We start from the raw sequence: 1485 nt of genomic DNA, 5'->3' as shown, positions 1-1485 counted from the left end.
AGCCATAAAATTTGTAATTTATTCGGCTATAAATCAGCCTACTAAAGTTTACGTATGGCCCAGCTTGTCAGGTAGTTTGAGGTGAGGACGCTCCGATAAAATTAGTGATCTTACTTCTGTCCGGGGTTAAATCTCTCTGAAACTGTTCGAAGGTATGCTGGGTATAGGTTCATCAGGAAACAGATTTTAAAGCCTTTCCTGTTCCAGCTGTCCCAACCACTGCTCCACCTGCCGCACATCCACGGTATAGTTTTCCAAGGTATCGCCTGCTGTACCTACCACTGCGCTATACCTGAACCCAAGGCCTTTGCAAAGCAGGAAATAATGTGTTTTGATCAGATTGGCCGGGTGAAACTCCAGCACCTGGCACTGCCCGGCGAAGAGCAGGTTGGTCAGGCCAGCGCCGTGCGGAGCCACTACCACATCTGCATCAAAAAAAAGCTGCACCTGCTGCTGATAACTCAGCTCCTCTGCCCGCACCACCTCAACCCCATACCTGGCGAGCACGGGCAGCAGCTCCTGCTCATTGAGCACACGGCGGGTTTTGGCAGCTGCCCGGCTAATGTAAAGGCGTTTTTTGCGGCTGCTCTGTTGCACGCTGTAACCGCGCCATACCTTGTCGCGCAGCCAAGCTCCGGCTTCGGAAGGCAGATAGCCGCTTTGTGTATTGGTGATAAAACCAGGAAGTATAAACTCCTCCAGCTGCCACTTTTCGTGCCTGCCAATGTAGACCATTTCCGCCAGAGGGTAATCCCTCAGCACGAAAGCCAGAGTCTGGAGTTGGTATGCAGCCATGTCACGGCGCATGATGACTTTGATTGGCTCCTGCACAGTTTGCAGGACCAGGTATAGCCGCGGCAGGCAGTCAAAAAACCAGTGGAAATTATTGTGATCGGCCCAAGGCAGGTGCAGCACGGAGGTATACACGCCTTGTTTATACCTGGGCAGCATGGGGTCAGGTGTTTTAAAGGCATTGGATTTGGCCAGCCGGCTCACTTCAAACACCGATTCCACGATCAGACTTCCCTCCTGCACCACGGCGCCGGAATTGCCCAGCAACTCCACATCCTGCAGCCGTACCAGGTACTGCTCCTTCTGCCGGTAGCCCAGGCTATAGTCGATCGCGTAATTGAAACTGGCTGCCGACTGCTCCAGGAAGGTGGTTTCTTCTTCATTGAAGCGCAGAACATAGCTAGTTGCCAGGGTTTGCCGGCCCGGATGGTGCAGCACCGAGGTATAGCGGAAGTAATAGCCGAAGGCATGCAATAACCTGAAAAAAGCCTTTTTGAGCATAGACAAGCAATGTGTTGCGGAAAGATACTATATTTTAGTTTAGTGAGGTTTCTGAGTTTGAAAGTTAGAGAGTTAAAAGTGAAGAGGTATTTCTCCTTGTCATTTCGAATGCAATGAGAAATCTGGATTCTTTCATGGCCTCCACACTATTTCAGATTTCTCTCAGCGATGCTGGCTCTTTTCGACTCTCGT

General features: G+C 50.8%; 1 protein-coding gene. It reads right to left on the bottom strand.

Annotated elements, in window-relative coordinates:
* Positions 1-186: 186 nt before the first annotated feature.
* Positions 187-1293: a glycosyltransferase family 61 protein gene (locus tag OB13_RS19355; protein WP_461491831.1), complete on the bottom strand. Its 1107-nt coding sequence runs from the start codon at positions 1291-1293 to the stop codon at positions 187-189.
* Positions 1294-1485: the final 192 nt, after the last annotated feature.

The organism is Pontibacter sp. HJ8 (genome assembly GCF_054824225.1).
This window is presented reverse-complemented; position numbering and strand designations above follow the sequence as displayed.

What these genes read in the sequence shown, in the direction of transcription:
- OB13_RS19355 (WP_461491831.1), bottom strand. Translation starts at nt 1,293, where the DNA reads ATGCTCAAAAAGGCTTTTTTCAGGTTATTGCATGCCTTCGGCTATTAC.